The following is an 18,271-nucleotide window of genomic DNA, read 5'->3' as shown; positions in this document are numbered from 1 at the left end:
AGGAGAAAAGCCGTTTTTCTCCTGTTGCGCTTCCTCGTCTTCACATCCCGCGTGATCGACTAGAGGCTTTTTATCCCGTAAAACGCTTCCAGTCGGTTCCGCCCCTCAGGGAAAGGACCGCCCAGCCCAGCATCCGGGTTCTTCAGGATGCAAACCATAACATCTCCGCCACAGCAGCCCATGTCAAAGCGACTCTACTTCGGGAATATCAAGGAAGTCATCGAACCTCCGAACCTTATTGAGATCCAACTTCAATCATACTTCGATTTTCTACAACAGGACACGCCGGCCGCGGCCAGGAAAAACATCGGGTTACAAGGCGTTCTGAAGGAAATCTTTCCTATCAAGAGCTATGACGAAAACATTGAGCTCGACTTCGTCTCCTACGACATTGAACAGCCGAAGATGAGCGATTACGAGGCCATCCGCGCGGGGGAAACCTACAGCGCCGCCCTTCAGGTCACCTTCAAGCTCAAATCCGACAACGAGTCCAAGGAAGAAACGGTTTATATGGGGGAACTCCCCATGATGACCAACCGCGGCACCTTTGTCATCAACGGCGCCGAACGCGTCATCGTGTCCCAGCTTCACCGTTCCCCGGGCATTTGCTTTGAAAGCGCCCAGCACCTGAACGGGAAACTGCTTCACTCCTTCCGCATCATCCCGGACCGGGGCTCCTGGCTGGAGGTTCAGTTTGACACCAATGACCTGCTCTACGTTTACCTTGACCGCCGCCGCCGCCGCCGCAAGTTCCTTGCGACGACATTTATGCGTTACCTGGGTTTCAAAACGGACCGTGACATCGTCAGCCAGTTCTACAACATCCGCACGCTTCCCCTGAGCGAAGACATGACGGAAGAAGATCTGCACAACCTCGTGGCTGTAGACACGATCAAGGACAAGGATCTGGTTCTTGCCAAGGCTTTCGAACAGCTCAACATGGGTGTGGTTCGCCAGCTCCTCCAGTTCGGCATCAAGAAAATCGACGTCATTGACCAGAGCGAGGACGACGTGCTGATCAAAACCCTGAAAAAGGATCCCGCTCACGACGAAGAATCCGCCCTCAAGGAAATCTACAAACGGCTGCGGCCCGGAGACCCCGCTACGGCGGCTCAGGCGCGCACCCTGCTCAAGAGGCTTTTTGACGATCCCAAGAAATATGACCTCACCCGCGTGGGACGCTATAAAATCAACCAGAAGCTCGGTCTGGACACCAGCCTGGACCAGCGCCTGATGACGGCGGAAGATTTCCTGGCCGCCCTCAAATACCTCCTGCGTCTCAAGAAGGGTGAAGGCATGGTGGACGACATCGACCACCTGGGCAGCCGCCGCGTACGCGCCGTAGGCGAACTTATGGCCAACCAGTGTCGCGTAGGTCTCGCCCGCACCGAACGCCTGGTCAAGGAACGCATGACCCTCATTGACCAGAACATTGAAGGCGTCACGCCCAGCAAACTCATCAATCCGAAGGCCCTTAGTGCCGTCGTGCGCGATTTCTTCGGCCGTTCCCAGCTCTCCCAATTCATGGACCAGATCAACCCCCTTGCGGAATTGACGCACAAGCGCCGCCTTTCCGCCCTGGGGCCCGGCGGTCTGAACCGTGACCGGGCCGGTTTCGAAGTCCGGGACGTGCATCCCTCCCACTACGGGCGCATTTGCCCCATTGAAACGCCGGAAGGCCCCAACATCGGCCTGATCAACTCCATGTGCACCTACGCCCGCATCAATGAATTCGGGTTCATTGAAACGCCTTACCGCAAGGTGGAAAACGGCCGGGTCACCAATACCATTGAATACGTCACCGCCGATCAGGAAGAAGGCTATCTCATCGCCCAGGCCAACAACCCGCTGGACGAACAGGGCAACTTCACGACCTCCCGCGTAACCGCCCGCGAAAAGGGCGAGTTCATCGAAGTGGATCCGGCGGACGTGCATTACATGGACGTATCTCCCAAGCAGCTCGTCTCCATCGCCGCAGGTCTTATCCCCTTCTTGGAACATGACGACGCCAACCGCGCCCTGATGGGCTCCAACATGCAGCGCCAGGGCGTGCCTCTGATGGTGGCGGAATCCCCGTACGTGGGAACTGGCATTGAAGGCAAGTGCGCCAGGGACTCCCGTTCCGTCGTTCTGGCGGAAGCGGACGGCATCGTGGCCTCCGCCACGGCTGAAGTCATCATCACCACGAAAGACGGAGAACTGCCCGTGCGCCCGGAAGTGTTCCTGTCCGATCCCGACAGTGTGCGCACGGACCGCGACAATGGCGTTTACGTCTATCCCCTGCGCAAGTTCATGCGTTCCAATGCCGGCACCTGCATCAACCAGCGTCCGATCGTGCGCCGCGGCGACAAAATCAAAACCGGCGACGTGCTGGCGGACGGCCCGAACACGGACCAGGGCGAACTGGCCCTCGGCCGCAACGTTCTGGTGGCCTACATGCCGTGGAACGGCTACAACTTCGAAGACGCTATTGTCATCTCCGAAAAAACCGTGAAGGAAGACACCTTCACCTCCATCCACATCTCCGAGTTTGAAGTGCAGGCCCGTGATACCAAGCTGGGCCCGGAAGAAATCACCCGTGATATCCCGAACGCCGGTGATGAAGCCCTGAAAAACCTGGACCATGACGGCGTCATCCGCATCGGCGCGGAAGTGAAACCCGGCGACATCCTCGTTGGCAAAATCACTCCTAAATCGGAAACGGAACTGGCCCCGGAAGAACGCCTCCTTCGCGCCATCTTCGGTGAAAAGGCCGCGGAAGTGAAAGATACATCCCTCCGCGTTCCTTCCGGCTGCACCGGCATTGTGATGGACGTGCGCATTTCTTCCACGGGTTCCGGCCACCACCGCGGCGACCTCGTCGTGGACAGCGCGGAGAAGAAAAAGCAGTTCAAGAAAATCAACGACGAACACAAGAAGAAGAAAGAACAGCTTATTGACCAGTTGACCAAGAAGCTCTCCGACATTCTTCTGGGCGAAAAAATCCCGTTGGACGTCGTCAACGAACAGACCGGTGAAATCATCATCCCGGCCAACCGGAAAATCACCAAGACCCTGCTGCGCAAGCTGGCCCTGGTTCACGACCACATCGAAATCGAGCCCAGCCCGATCCGCAACAAGATTCTGGAAATCATCACCTCCTTTGAAGGCCGCTTTACGGAACTGGATGACGAACGGGAACACCGACTGGATCAGATGGAATCCGGAGACGAATCCGAACCCGGCGGACTGAAAGAAGTCAAAGTATACATCGCCGCCAAGCGCAAGCTCGGCGTGGGTGACAAGATGGCCGGCCGCCACGGCAACAAGGGCGTTGTCGCCAAAATCGTTCCGGAACAGGATATGCCCTTCCTCGCGGACGGCACTCCGGTGGACATCGTGCTGAACCCCTTGGGCGTGCCTTCCCGAATGAATGTGGGACAGGTGCTTGAAGCTCACCTCGGCATCGCTGCCAGAGCCCTCGGCTTCAAAGTGGCCACTCCGGTGTTCGACGGCATCAGTGAAGAAACCATCTGGAATTACATGTCCGAAGCCAAGAAGGTGGACGGTTTCACTTGGATCGGCGACGGCAAGGACGGAACCGTAGGCGGGAAGAGCACCCTTTATGACGGCCTGACCGGCGAACCTTTCCACAACCCGGTGGTGGTAGGCCAGACCTACATGCTCAAGTTGAACCACCTGGTGGCGGACAAGATTCACGCCCGTGCCGTGGGTCCGTACAGCCTGGTCACGCAGCAGCCCCTGGGCGGCAAGGCCCAATACGGCGGCCAGCGTTTCGGGGAAATGGAAGTGTGGGCGCTGGAAGCCTATGGCGCCGCCTATACCCTCCAGGAGCTTCTCACCGTCAAGTCCGACGACGTTCAGGGCCGTACCCGCATTTACGAATCCATCGTGAAGGGGGATAATACCCTGGAAGCCGGAACTCCGGAATCCTTCAACGTTCTGATGAAGGAAATGCAGTCCCTGGGGCTGAACGTACGCCCCGGCAGCAAGGATGAACAACCCTCCCTGCAACTCGGCGGCACGGATCTCACTCCTGTGGACGGCATGACGGAAGGCTTTGACAGCGACGACATGGCCGGCCTGGCGGACGTCGACTTCTCCGACCTCAAATTCTAATATCCACCGCATTCCGCCCCCGCGCCGCAAAACGCGGGGGCGGACACCAAACCTCCTTTAAACTTTCAATATATGTCTGACACCCCCACTATCAGGGAAATGCACGGCCTGAGCGACAAGCCCCGGACCTTTGACCAGGTTGCCATCACCGTGGCGGATCCGGATACCATCCGCAGCTGGTCATTCGGTGAAGTCGTCAACCCGGAAACCATCAACTACCGCACGTTCAAGCCGGAAAAAGGCGGCCTGTTCTGCGAACGCATCTTCGGGCCCACCCGAGACATGGAATGCGCCTGCGGCAAGTACAAGCGCATCAAGCATAAGGGCATCACCTGCGACCGCTGCGGCGTGGAAGTAACCAACGCACGCGTGCGCCGCGAACGAATGGGCCACATTGAACTGGCCGTTCCGGTCTCCCACATCTGGTTTTACAAATGCATGCCCAGCCGCATCGGCCTTATGCTGGACATGACTGCCCGCCATTTGGAACGCGTGATTTACTATGAAGACTACATCGTGGTAGATCCCGGCAGCACCCCTCTGGAAAAGGGTGCCATCCTGACGGAAGAGGAATTCCGCAACGCGGAAGACGAATACGGCTATGACAGCTTTGAAGCCGGCATGGGCGCGGAAGCCATTCAGAAAATGCTGGCGGCCATCGATCTGCCTACCCTCGTCGCGGATCTTCAGGAACAGCTGGACAATACCAACTCCAAGCAGAACAAGCGCAAGATTGCCAAGCGTCTGAAACTGGCCCAGGGATTCCTTCAGTCCAACACGCGCCCGGAATGGATGATTTTGAATGTTCTTCCCGTCATTCCTCCGGATCTGCGCCCGCTGGTTCCCCTGGAAGGCGGCCGTTTCGCCACGTCTGACCTGAATGACCTGTACCGCCGCGTCATCAACCGCAACAACCGCCTGAAAACCCTCCTGAGCCTCAAAACCCCGGAAGTCATCATCCGTAATGAAAAGCGCATGCTTCAGGAAGCCGTGGACGCCCTGTTTGACAACGGACGCCACGGCCGCGCCGTCACCGGCGCCGGCAACCGTCCCCTCAAATCCCTCTCCGACATGCTGAAGGGCAAGGGAGGCCGTTTCCGCCAGAACCTGCTCGGCAAGCGCGTGGACTACTCCGGCCGCTCCGTTATCGTCATCGGCCCGGAACTGAAACTCAACCAGTGCGGTCTTCCCAAGAAGATGGCGCTTATTCTGTTTGAGCCCTTCATTATCCACCGCCTGAAAGAGCTGGGCTACGTGCACACTGTGCGCTCCGCCAAGAAGCTCATTGACCGCAAGACGCCGGAAGTGTGGGACATTCTGGAAGAAGTGACCAAGGGGCACCCGGTCATGCTCAACCGAGCCCCCACCCTGCACCGACTCTCCATCCAGGCTTTTGAACCGGTTTTGATTGAAGGCTCCGCCATCCGTCTGCACCCGCTCGTCTGTAATGCGTACAACGCGGACTTCGACGGTGACCAGATGGCTGTGCACGTGCCTCTGTCCGTGGAAGCGCAAATGGAAGCCCGTCAGCTCATGCTGGCGCCCAACAATATTTTCTCCCCAGCTTCCGGCAAACCCATTGCCACCCCCACGCAGGACATCATTCTGGGCGCGTACTTCCTGACGCACACCCGTGCTGCGGAAGTGCAGAACAACCAGGATAATCATCACCATCTTCCCCTCTTCGAATCCATTGACGAGGTGGAATACGCCATTGCCGCCCGCAAGATCGGCTACCATGACTGGATCCGCCTGCACAACCCGGACTACGGCAAGAAGCCTTCCGAAGTAGTGTACGGGGATGTCACCAAGAAGGTTATCGTCACTACTGCCGGACGCGTGCGTTTCAATGAAATCTGGCCCCGGGAACTCGGTTACATTAACCGTAACGTAGGTAAGAAACAGATGGGCGACATTATCTGGCGCTGCTACCAGACCGTCGGCAAGGAACGTACCGTGCAGACCCTGGACGCTCTGAAAAACCTGGGCTTCAAGGAAGCAACCCGTTCCGGCTGCTCCATCGGCATCGTGGACATGGTGGTTCCCTCCCAGAAAAAGACGGAAATTGAAAAAGCCTATGCAGAACTGGACAAGGTGACCCGCCAGTATAAGAACGGCATCATCACGGATGGAGAACGCTATCAGAAGGTGGTGGACATCTGGACTCAGACTACGGATGTCATCCAGGCGGCTCTGTACCGCAAACTGGAACACAACGAAGGTTCCAAGATGGCCAGCCCGCTCTTCATGATGGTGGACTCCGGTGCCCGAGGCAACAAGGCGCAGATCAAGCAGCTCTCCGGTATGCGCGGTTTGATGGCGAAACCCAGCGGCGAAATTATCGAACGCCCCATCACGGCCAACTTCCGTGAAGGTCTTTCCGTGCTGGAATACTTCATCTCCACCCACGGCGCCCGCAAGGGTCTGGCGGATACCGCCCTGAAGACGGCGGACTCCGGCTACATGACCCGCAAACTCGTAGACGTGGCCCAGGACGTCATCGTCCACGCGGAAGACTGCGGCACCAGCAACGGCATCACTGTGCACGCCATCTACGACGGCGATGAAGAAGTGGCGTCCCTCTCCTCCCGTATTTACGGCCGTACTTCCTGCGAACGCATCGTTGACCCCGTCAGCGGCGAGGTTATCGTGGACGTCAACGACCTCATTAACGAAAAGCAGGCGGAACAACTGGAAAAAATCGGCATTGAACGGCTGAAAATCCGTTCCGTGCTCACCTGCGAACTCAAGAAAGGCTGCTGCGCCAAGTGCTACGGCCTGAACCTGGCCACCGGACAGGAAGTGAAGATCGGGGAAGCGGTCGGCATTATTGCCGCCCAGTCCATCGGCGAACCCGGCACGCAGCTCACCATGCGTACGTTCCACGTAGGCGGAACGGCCACCACGGCGTTCAAGCAGCCCATTGTGAAAGCCAAGAACGACGGCCGCGTCATCTACACGGAAGATCTCCGCACGGTGGAAAACGCAGACGGCAACTTTGTCGTTCTGAATAAAAACTGCTCCGTTCGCATTGAAAATGAACAGGGCCGAGAACTGGAATCCTACCAGCCCGTCATCGGTACCATCCTGTATGTGCCCAACGGCGGCGCCATCAAGAAGGATGACACTCTCGCCACCTGGGACCCGTATAACGTGCCCGTAATCGCAGAAAAGGGCGGCATCGTCGAATTCAAGGATATGATCGTGGGCATCACCGTTTCCAAGGAAACGGACCGGGAAACCGGAGCCTCCTCCCTTGTCGTCATGGAACACAAGCAGGAACTTCACCCGCAGGTAGTCATCCGCGACGCCAAGACCCGCGAAGTTCTGGCTCATCACGCCATTCCCGCAGGCGCCAACCTCACCGTGAAGGACGGAGAAACCATTTCCGCCGGCACGATGGTGGCCAAGACGCCCCGCAAGGTAGCCAAGACGAAGGACATCACCGGCGGTCTGCCCCGCGTGGCGGAATTGTTCGAAGCCCGCAAGCCCAAGGACGCCTGCACCATTGCACGCGTGGAGGGCATTGTGCGCCTCAGCAGCAAGAATACCTCCCGCGGCAAGAAGGTCATTACCATTGAAACGCCCACGGGCGAACTGGTGGACCATCTGGTGCCGATGAACAAGCACGTTATCGTTCACGAAGACGACCATGTGCATCTGGGCGACCAGCTTACGGAAGGCCCCGTCTCTCCGGAAGAAATTCTAGATGTCTGCGGCAAGGAACGCCTCCAGGAACACCTCGTCAACGAAGTTCAGGAAGTGTACCGCCTCCAGGGTGTGGAAATCAACGACAAGCATGTGGAAATCATCGTTCGCCAGATGCTTCGCAAGGTAGTCATCACGGAACCCGGCAATACCGAATTCCTGTGGGGAGACCAAGTGGACAAGACTACGTTTGACCGCATTAATGAACAAACCGTAGCCCAGGGCGGCCAGCCGGCCGCAGCCAAGCCCGTCCTGCTTGGCATCACGAAGGCCTCTCTGGAAACGGAATCCTTCATCTCCGCAGCATCCTTCCAGGATACTACGCGCGTTCTGACGGAAGCATCTACCCTCGGCAAGACTGACACGCTGGAAGGCTTCAAGGAAAACGTCATCATGGGTCACCTCATTCCCGCCGGCACCGGATTCTCCCGTTACAGCAAGATTGAAGTGGAACCAGCAGAAGGCGCGGAAGAAATCGCGCTGGCCAGCGACGAAGAGGAAGCGGCGGAACTTGCCGAAGACATGTTGAACGACACCATCAACTTCGACAACGAACGCTAAGTCCTTCATTTCATCCACATTCAAAGGCCGCTTCCCGTTTCCGGGGGGCGGCCTTTTTTATGGTCTCTCCGTGTTATTTCACGAAGAGAGGAAAAGCGGATTGGAAATTCGGCGATGAACCCTATATTAGCCCATATAACATAAAATTTGATATTTTATTTTCATAATGAAAGCGTAACGATGCTTTTTCCCTTATTTCAAAGGAGGTTTAAATGAAAGAGCAAAAATCCCATTTTAGAGATTTAAAAAATCATAACACACTTACAGTGAGAGTTTGAAAACCCAAGAACTGGTATTTTCAACTTGACATCGAATTTCCAATCCGTTATATACGCAAAAAATTAACATCTAACATTTTTACAATGCGTCTCCATCTCCCTATTACCCTGCTGACCGCTGTTCTGGCTTGTTATACCGGCGTTTCCCTGGCTGCCCCAACTCCTGAATCTCCCGCATGGGGAGCGGACTCCACCTTCAACAACAACGAGCCCGCCAATGAATATTCAGTTACTGGGAACCAATCCGTCAGCCTTGATGTAAATTCAGGAAACAACAATTACACCACAGGACTTTATATTGGAGCAGACTCCTCGTTTACCATTAATCAGAATTCTAACGGCGGCTGTACTATCAATTTGAACGGGGCATTTGCCGGAGAAGGAAATCTGACGCTGGTAGCGGCTAACGGCAATGCCGGCTATGCCTCCAAGTTTGTGCTTGGTTCCCAGGAAAGCAGCTTCGCCGGGAACATTATCCTTTCCCAAAAGGGAACACAAGCCGGAGGAGCCATTCTCCAGATTACGGGCACGGCGCTCGCCAACGCAACAGTGGATTTGTCGGGATCAATCAATCAAAGTTCCAGTGCTCTGACGTTGCAAATTTCCAATGCCGCTTCTCTGGCCGGTTTAAATGATGCCGACGGCTTCAGCGGAACGCATAAAGGACGCGTCCAGTCAGCCAATTCTTCCAGAGCGGATCTTACCCTGACGGGCAACGGGAATTACACGTATGGGGGAAGCATCGGGGCAACCACGCAACATTCCGGAGTCAACGGCAACACTACTCCCACGGGAGGAATAAATCTGATTATGGCCGGAACGGGTACTCAGAACCTGACGGGATCCGTCATCAACGCGAACATCACGGCCCAAGGGGGCGCCTTGAAAATCAATAATTCTTCCCTGGCCTATTCCGGCATAATCACCATGGAGGGAGGAACGCTGGATTTCACCTCCGCCACTCTGGGGGCAAATGCCGTGTTGAACATGAACGGCACCGGCACATTGAAAAACGCAACAATTGACGGAGCCAAGTTAACCTATACGGAATCAGGCTCCTCCTTTACCAAGGAAAATGTCACCTTCACTTCAGGCACCATTGATATCGGCGGCGCACTTGACAATCTGGTGGAGGAAGACCAGGGATACACGTTTGATTTAGGGAGCAGCCTCGGCTCGAACTTTACCGTTACGGGATTGGCAACGGGACAATACAGCATAGAAGGCAGCGTGCTGACGATTGAAGAAGGGGCTATATCCAGCGTGACGTGGGTATCCGCGGGAGCGGCAGGGGCGTTGGAAGAAACGGTCAAAAACGCCTTTACGCTGACCCTTGGGGAGGGGAACGCGGCCAATGTCAGCCTGGGATATCTGGACGGAACCCTGACGAGCAGCGGGGATAAAGTCTATCAAATCACCAACAGCGGCGGAACCAAAATCAACCTGAACGGAGTATACAACAACGGGGCAACCCTGCCGTCCGGCAACCTCAACTACCAGGGGGACGTCTGGATGGATATCATCGGGGGGCCATTCGGCACCGTCGTTGGGGGCGTATCCAACGAATGGAGCACCAACCTCCAGACCAGCACGCTGACGGGAGACACCCATGTGCAGCTCTCGGGGAACGCCACGGCGGAACACGTCATCGGCGGAAACAACAAGGGAGCGAGCACCACCCTGACGGGCAACACAAACGTTACCGTCAAAGATAACGCCATCGTGGCGGGGGCCATCATCGGAGGAAGCACCTCCGCCCACAATGCCGTCACTACCATCACCGGAAACACGAGCGTCCTGGTCACCGGCATTCAGTACAGCAACAACACGACCGTCAACCTGGGAGGTTTCCGCAACGTCACAGACCAGAACTTCATCACGGGCGGAAGCGCGTGGACAGCCAACACGGCATCTGGAACGACGGTGCGGGGCAACACCTCGGTAACGATTAATATAAGCAATGCGGAACTCTCCGACACGGAAGGACACAACAACTTCGTCAAAAACATTTATGGGGGCAGTTACGGAAATACGGCATCCGAAAGCAACGGAGCCGTACAAAAAGTGGAAGGAAACTCAGGCGTCTCCATCACCGGAAAAGAAGGAATCACCTTCACGGGAAACATCATGGGCGGCTCCTTCTGGAACTGGGGCAACGGCACGACGCTGACCACCAACGGAAACACCAGCGTCTCCATTGACGGAGGCTCCACCTTCACGGGCAACATCGTGGGCGGCTCCTGGAGAGGAAACACGTGGACGGCGGAAGATCCCACAGCGCTGCCCGTCAGCATTGGCGGCAACGTCACCGTCACCCTTGGAAAGGGCGCCTACCTGGGCGACATCTACGGCGCGGGCAACTGCGGCACGGTAGGAGGCGGCGTCCTCGTCTCCCTGACGGGAGGAAGCGTCTTTGGGGCGGAAGGGGAAGACGGCGGCATCACCGTCGGCGGAAGCGCCGGAGCGGCGGTCGAAGGAGACAGGACGCTGGTACTCAAGGGAACCTTTGGAGACGGGAACTTCCAAAACGTCACCTTCACCCGGTTTGATGAAATTAATGTCGAGCAGGAAGGAATTTCGGCTACCATCTGGGCGCTGACCGACAGCCCGTCCCTGACCAAAACCGGAGCGGGAAACCTGAAACTCGGAGCGGACGCGGCAGGAGCGCAAACCATCCTTGACGGAACCACGGAAGGAATCTCCATCACGGCAGGCAACCTGAACCTCTCCGGAGCCGACGGCAGCCGTATGAAAGGAACGTGGAATATCTCCTCCGGCTCCCGTCTGACCGGAGTCAGCGGAACCGTAACCGTAGGAGAAGGCGGCCTGGACGGACTAACCATCGCCCTGGGAACGGAAAACATCGGCCAAGACACGCAGGCATCTGACGCCGTCATCAGCAACGGCAGCGCAACGGGAAGCGCCCCGAACCTGACCATATCGGGAGAAGGGCTGACGCTGGACCTGAGCAACGACGCCGTCGTCAACCTTCTGCTGAACCACAAAACCGACGACTCTTCCAGCTACCTGACCCTGACCAGCGGAACGCTGACCGTCGGCGACCTGGGAGACATCGCCTTCACTACCGACCTTCTGGCCAACTACGGCATCCGGGTCACCGGAACGGACGGAGGCAGCCTGGTGCTCAGCGGAGCGTCCGCCGGCCTCTACCGCGTGCAGGCGGAAGGAGGTGACGCCCATGAAGTCAACTCCTATCAAACGCTCTCCGGCTACGCCGGCGTCGTCATCGGGGGCGGACAGACCCTGACGGTCAACCTGGCCGGAGCACCAGGCGAAGCCGACGGACAGGGAGCTAAAATCAACAACCTGATGGGATCCACGGGCAGCAGCCTGGTCGTCAACAACACCGGAGACGGCACGGCCGTCGTCATCCTCAACAACAAACAAATAGAGACGGGAGAAGACGACATCGACCCGGCCGGCCAGGACACCGTCATGGGCGGCAGCATCACGGGCGGCAGCAACGTCACCTTCATCAAAGAAGGAATCGGAGCGCTGACGGTCGGAGGAAAGATGAATGTGGAAACCCTGGTCCTGCGTGAAGGAAGCATCGTCCTCAACGGCGCGGAAAACTCCCTGGACACCCTTACTCTGGAAGGAGGAGGCCTGACCATCAACGGCAACGCCGAAATCGAAACCATGACCGTTACGGAAGCCGGAGGAACCCTGACCATTCAGGGAACTTTTGACCTGACCGGAACAAGCAATATCAACGACGGAGCCATCACCGGAACCGGCTCCCTCCGTATCCGGGAAGGAGCGGAACTGGCTCTGGGCGGAGAAGCCCGGCTGGACGGACCCGCAATCACCGCCGACGGCACGCTGAACCTCTCCGGAACGGAAGCCGGCACCATCAGTAGCCTCTCCGGCGCCGGAACCCTGTCCATGAACGGAGGCAGCCTCGCCATCTCCTCGGCGACAACCTCCGCCGGAACTTTCTCCGGCACGCTGGAAGGCAGCGGCGCCCTGGACATCTCCGGGAAAACCACCCAATACCTGCAAACCGGCAATGAAGACTACGACCTCGCCGTCCGTGACGGAGGCATCCTTGTCCTGAAAGGCACCGCGGACACCTCCACGCTGAACTACAACGGCATCACTGCCGGAAACAACGGCACCCTGCGTATTGAAGCCACCGGGGATGCCCAGGGCAACGCCAACACCACGCTCAACGTGGAAAGCGCCACCTTCCAGAACGGCTCCACGACGGAACTGATCTACAACTTCAACCAAGACGCCCCCTTCGGCGCCCCCATGCTGACGGCGGGCACCATCACCGTGCAGGACGGAGCCGGCTTCCTCCTCTCCAACATGGAAGGGAATGCCGCCATGAACGCGGGAAGCGACCTTCATGACATCATCCTGATGAGCGCCACCGACAGCATCAGCGGTTTGGAAGACGGACAAAACCTCGCCGCCCGGATATCCGGCCTCTTCGCCGTTTACTATCAGGACGCCACCCTGAGCCGCGACGGAAACGACATCCTGCTCAATGCCACGCTCCGTCAGGAAAACCTCTTCTCTCCCGCGGCCGACACGAGGAACTCCGCCGCTGGAGCCAGCCTGCTCTGGGAAGCCCGCAAAAACCTGGATTCCGACTCCCAGCTGGCCCAATTCATGAACGGCGTCAGCACCATGATCAGCAACGGCAACCCCTCGGAAGCGAAGCGCGCCATGGCAGCGGTGGCAGGAAGCACAGTCAACGCGCTGGGTACGGCGCAGCGGGACGCCCTGCGCGACCAGATGGGCTGGATCCGCAACCGGACCACCCTCATGGGCGTCAACCCCGCCTACGTCAACGACGACCTCCCCCGCTTCCACATGTGGATGGAAGGCACGGGCTCCTACGCCCAGCTCGACACCCGGGGAGATGAAAGCGGCTACCGGCTCACCACCTGGGGAGGTACTGTGGGCATGGACGCGGACCTCAGCGACCGCGTCACCGTGGGAGCGGCCTTCACGGCCAGCTACGGAGACCTGACGGCCAGCGCGGCGGACAGCGCCGACGGCCACCTGGACAGCTACTACGCCAGCCTCTTCGGGCGCTACCAGAACAAACGCTGGGCGCACACGCTCATCCTGACGGGAGGATGGAACGACGCGACACTCAACCGTACGGTCAACTACGGGGAAGGAAGCTACAGCACGCAGGGCAGCACCGGCGGGTGGGGCCTTGGAGCCATGTACGAACTCACCTACGACATCTACCTTGACGAAAACCGCAGCAGCGTGCTGCAGCCGCTGTTCAACGCCTCGGTGGTGACGACGCGGATGGACGGCTATGAAGAAACGGGCGCGGGCAACGCGGGCCTGAACGTCGGCCGGCAGGACTGGACGACGGGAACAGTGGCGCTGGGCGGCCGTTGGATGGGTCTTGTAGGCAGCAACATCTTCGGACGTGAAGCGCTGGGGGAAATCCGGGTCAACGCGGCGCAGGACCTGGGAGACCGGAGGGGAGAAACAAACGTCACCCTGCTGGGCAACCCCGGCTTCACGCAAAGCGTGAGAGGGGCGAAAGCGGGAACGACGGCGCTGCAGCTCGGAGCGGGGCTGAGCGTGCCGGTGGGGACGAAAGGAACCGTCTTCGTCAACGGCAACGCGGACATCCGGGACGGGTCCAGCTCGGTGAACGGAAGCGTCGGCTACCGTTACGACTTCTAACAGAAAGTAACATGATATGATGACCAGGCCGTTCCGGAATAGCTCCGGAACGGCTCTGAATTTTTGTTTATCGTAGAATTATCCCCCTGGCCCACTTCCCGAAGATATTGATTAATTCAAAGTCAAAAAGTTGTGTTTACGTTTCCGAGGTAAACAAATGGAAGCCCGTTAACATTGCGAATACCGGTATCAAGAAGAATGATGCCGCCATGAACGGCGCATTCCTTCTTCAACCTCAGGGAATGAATGCCGCTGCCGATCCGCAGGATGTTTTTTCAACCATCCCGGCCGTAAAGCCGGAAACGACGGATATCATTTATTTTCCATGAAGTAAGCCTGCAGAATACAAATAATATGCAGGACAATGGGAATGAGGGCGAAGATGAACCAATAGAGGAGGCCGTAAGCCGCTCCCACCACCAGGAACCAGATGATGGCCTGGACAAAGTGCCCCTTGTACAACTGGCCGAGACCGGGAATAAACAGGCTTAAAATGGCTGCTAAAAAAGATTTCATATGCTGGCTGAGTAAGAAATGACCGCACGGGAAAAGATTCCGCGTGCCTGTACCAGTTGAGAGCCTTCCTTCTTCCCCCACGTTCAATCTCCCGGCGCCTCCCCTGTCATGAATGACGGTTTTCCCGGAGCGAATGAAGCCGGCGCGGCAGGGAACGGGAGGCAGTCATGTTCAAGTCTTGACCGCCGCATGGGCTATGTTACCCTCCCCGCGCACAGGGCACTCATGTTAGAAGGGTAGAGACCACCATGTCCATTGAACTGACTCGCAATTTCTCCATTATCGCTCACATCGACCACGGAAAGACCACCCTTTCCGACCGGCTGCTGGAAAAGACGAATACCATTTCCGAACGGGAGAAGCAGGATCAGCTTCTGGACGCCATGGATCTGGAGCGGGAAAAGGGCATCACCATCAAGTCCCACCCCGTCACCATTTTCTACAAGGCCAGGGACGGAAAAACTTACAAGCTCAATCTGCTGGATACGCCGGGCCATGTGGATTTTTCCTACGAAGTGTCCCGTTCCCTGGCGGCATGCGAGGGAGCCCTCCTTATTGTGGACGCGGCCCAGGGAGTAGAAGCCCAAACGCTCGCCAACATGCACCTGGCCATGGATCTGAACCTGGCCATTATCCCCGTCATCAATAAGATCGACCTACCCAGCGCCAACCTGCCCAAAGTGTACCGACAGCTGGAAGACATCGTCTGCATCCCCCATGAGGAAGCCATCCATGCCTCCGCCAAGATGGGCATCGGCATTGACGATATTCTGGAAGCCGTTGTTCAGCGCATCCCTCCGCCAGAAACGGAGCAGGACGGCTTTTTGCGCGCCCTGGTGTTCGATTCCGTTTACGACGCCTATCGCGGCGTGGTCTCCTATGTACGCGTCATTTCCGGCAGCGTGCACCGCGGCATGAAAGTCAAACTTTTCGCGACGGACGAAGTGTATGAAGTGAAAGAAGTGGGCATCTTCACGCCCAAAATGACCCGAACGGATTCTCTGGAAGCCGGCGACGTAGGCTATATCATCGCCAACATGAAATCCGCGGCGGACGTCAAGATCGGGGACACGTACACGGATTACATGCGCCCCTGCCCGTCCCCCCTGCCCGGCTTCAAGGAAATCCGCCCCATGGTCTTTTCCGGCATTTATCCGGTGGATTCCTCTGATTTTGAAGCCCTGAAAGCAGCCATGGCGAAGCTTCAGATTAATGACGCCGCTTTCTCCTTCCAGGCGGAATCTTCCGTAGCTCTGGGCTTCGGGTTCCGCTGCGGCTTCCTGGGCCTGCTCCACATGGAAATCATTCAGGAGCGCCTGCGCCGGGAATTCAACATGGATATCATCTCCACCTATCCCTCCGTCATTTATGAGGTCACCAAGACCAATGGAGAGGAAATCAATGTGGACAATCCCAGCCTGCTCCCGGAACCGCAGGAAATTCAGGAAATCCGGGAACCTATCGTCAAGGTGTTCATCATGCTTCCGGGGGAATACATCGGGGACATCATGCAGCTTGTTCTGGAAAAACGCGGCAGCGTGGACAATACGGAGACCATTGACGACATGCGCGTGATGCTCACCTGCACCGTCCCTCTGGCGGAAATTCTGGTGGATTTCAACGACAAGCTCAAATCCATGACGCGCGGCTACGGCTCCATGGATTATGAATACGCCGGTTATCAGGCCGCCAAACTCATTAAAATGGACATGCTCATCGCCGGGGAACCGGTGGACGCTTTCTCCATGATCGTTCACCAGGACAAGGCCGCCTCCCGCGGCAGGGAACTGGCGGAACGCCTGAAAAACGTCATTCCCCGCCAGCTCTTCACCGTCGCCATTCAGGCCTGCATCGGCGGCAAGATTATCGCCCGGGAAAGCATCTCCCCCATGCGCAAGGACGTGACGGCCAAATGCTACGGCGGGGACGTCACCCGCAAGCGCAAACTTCTGGAAAAACAGAAGGAGGGCAAAAAACGCATGAAGGCCATCGGAAAAATCAACATTCCGCAGGAAGCGTTCATCAAGGTGTTGAAAACAGGGGATTAACCCATTTTCTTTCTGCAGGACCGCTAAACGGGTGCTTTCCCTTTTTCTCCCGGTTTTATATCAGTTCTCCGTTTGAATATGGAGAGACTGTTTTCCCGGGTTCTCTCGGCCTGTGTTTTGGCGAGCATTCATACCCCTGCCAGCGAGGAGAATGAGGTCAGGATGGATATTTACGAGCAGACCTTTCTTTTTGACGGCAAAACAACTGGAAACGTCACGCGCGTGGTAACACCCGTCAGCAAATTATCGCCATACGGAACCGGAAGCAGAAGGAACAGGAAGCCAAGAAACACTGAAACCGCCGCAGTCGTTGAACAATTCCCGGTTGCGCATTTTTCCCTGTTATGCTATCAGGTCAGTCATGAGTCTGCCCAGGCTGTCCATGCTTCTTCTTGCCTCCGCCGCCCTCTGCTCCTGCGTAGGGACCTCTCCGGAACAGGAAGAACCGAAGGTAAAAAAAAGCCTTTCGGAATACATGCAGGACAATAAGGCCAATTCCATCGCCAATGTTCCGACGGGGCTGTTAAGCACTACTCCGAATCAGCAACAGGCCACCCATCTTACCGCCACCACACAGGAGGAAATGACCAGGGCAGACAGTGGGGCCGTCTATTACACGGACGCTCATGACCCGGACGCCCCCATCCCCGGACTGGAAGAGGCTTTCGCCCAGCGTAAGGAAAACGAACGCTGGATTCAAAGCTATCCCACCGCCCTCCGGGAAGCCCAGAGTACCGGAAAACCCATTCTCATCTGGTTCCACCATTCCGTGGGCAGCCCTCCCAGCAAAAAACTTGGAACCGAACTCCTCCATACGAAGGAATTTGAAGACTGGGCAAAAAGGAATGTCGTCCGCGTCTGTTACGACCAGGCGGAAAAATTTGAAAGCGAACCTGTTTACAGGAAGCGCCAGAAGATGCTGGAATATGTGAAAAAGGCTCCCTCCCTGTTTGGCGTGAGAGGAACGCCCGTGCTTCTGGTCATGTCTCCGGACGGCTCCAAAGTGGATACGCTGCGCGGTTACTACACCGGCCAAAACGCCCTTTATTTTGACCAGATCAAGAACAGCGTCAAGCTGGCGAAGCAACAATATGAAGAGTTTAAAAAAACGCTGATTCCCAAAGGCTACCGGGTCTGGACAGGAGTCAATGGCAATACCGTCTTCGCCAAGCTTTCCCGCTATTCGGAAAAGACCCGGACCCTCTGGCTCCAGGAGCTGGACGGGCACCAGAGCAAAACCTCCCTGAAGAGGCTCAGCCTTGAAGACAGAACATGGCTTCTGGAACAGAAAGAAGCCCATGAAAACAACAGCCGGAACAAGCGATCCGGCCCACGTGACGCCTGAACGGCTTTTCCCCG

The 18,271-nt window shown here is 57.1% G+C and carries 6 protein-coding genes; 5 read left to right on the top strand and 1 reads right to left on the bottom strand.

From position 1 onward, the window contains the following. Positions 1-180: 180 nt before the first annotated feature. The 3 genes from rpoB to O4G22_RS05330 all read left to right on the top strand — a co-directional run bounded on the left by rpoB (position 181) and on the right by O4G22_RS05330 (position 14,348). Complete coding sequence (gene rpoB, locus O4G22_RS05340) at positions 181-4,119, top strand: DNA-directed RNA polymerase subunit beta (protein WP_012420082.1); 3,939 nt, start codon at positions 181-183, stop codon at positions 4,117-4,119. A gap of 72 nt (positions 4,120-4,191) precedes the next feature. Beyond that, positions 4,192-8,388: a DNA-directed RNA polymerase subunit beta' gene (gene rpoC / locus O4G22_RS05335; protein ID WP_290492090.1), complete on the top strand. Its 4,197-nt coding sequence runs from the start codon at positions 4,192-4,194 to the stop codon at positions 8,386-8,388. 362 nt (positions 8,389-8,750) lie between these two features. Next, positions 8,751-14,348, top strand: coding sequence for an autotransporter domain-containing protein (locus O4G22_RS05330; protein ID WP_306702350.1), 5,598 nt, complete (start codon positions 8,751-8,753; stop codon positions 14,346-14,348). 312 nt (positions 14,349-14,660) lie between these two features. On the opposite strand, the gene O4G22_RS05325 is transcribed toward O4G22_RS05330, so the two are convergent. After that, a complete protein-coding gene (locus O4G22_RS05325; RefSeq protein WP_094137378.1) occupies positions 14,661-14,864 on the bottom strand; it encodes a hypothetical protein in 204 nt (67 codons plus the stop codon). Between the two features lie 248 nt (positions 14,865-15,112). On the opposite strand from O4G22_RS05325, the gene lepA reads away from it, so the two are divergent. Further along, complete coding sequence (gene lepA / locus O4G22_RS05320) at positions 15,113-16,912, top strand: translation elongation factor 4 (RefSeq protein WP_094137310.1); 1,800 nt, start codon at positions 15,113-15,115, stop codon at positions 16,910-16,912. A gap of 361 nt (positions 16,913-17,273) precedes the next feature. Beyond that, positions 17,274-18,257, top strand: a complete 984-nt coding sequence (locus O4G22_RS05315) for a thioredoxin family protein (protein WP_295978342.1) — start codon at positions 17,274-17,276, stop codon at positions 18,255-18,257. Positions 18,258-18,271 lie beyond the last annotated feature (14 nt).

The organism is Akkermansia muciniphila, assembly GCF_030848305.1.
In the GTDB taxonomy this organism is placed as follows: domain Bacteria; phylum Verrucomicrobiota; class Verrucomicrobiia; order Verrucomicrobiales; family Akkermansiaceae; genus Akkermansia; species Akkermansia muciniphila_A.
This window is presented reverse-complemented; position numbering and strand designations above follow the sequence as displayed.